The sequence below is a fragment of the Acinetobacter sp. LMB-5 genome, from assembly GCF_001541635.1.
GTDB lineage: Bacteria > Pseudomonadota > Gammaproteobacteria > Pseudomonadales > Moraxellaceae > Acinetobacter > Acinetobacter pittii.
Genome location: NZ_LRDR01000133.1, coordinates 1 through 311 on the forward strand (window position 1 = coordinate 1; position 311 = coordinate 311).

The 311-nt window shown below is 46.0% G+C and carries 1 protein-coding gene; it reads right to left on the reverse strand.

Going from position 1 to position 311, the window contains the following annotated elements; genetic code table 11:
* Positions 1–311, reverse strand: a 311-nt coding sequence (locus AW165_RS19900; protein ID WP_171254280.1) for a hypothetical protein, incomplete at both ends; no start/stop codon positions are given.

A 311-nucleotide genomic window follows, 5' to 3' on the forward strand; every position in this document is an offset into this window, starting at 1 on the left:
AAACAGGGAATAATCATCACGGTGCCATTCTGCCCAATAAATACGCTGATCAAATACAATGTTTAAGGACTGAATTTTTCCAAGCAGCGTCTTAATTGCATTTTGGTCGCTGATCTCCACCCGGAAGGCTGTCTCAGACAAAATACAGGCACAAGCCGATGCTAACGCCTGCTCTGAGAACACGTCATAATGGCCTAGCAGAAAATCCAGTAAGCTAAATTCGCGATTGTGGTCACCAGCGAAGGTATTGGCAAGCAATGCATTATGGTCAATCTCCACACCAATCGCCAGCAGCGCCCTGATTAAAGGCA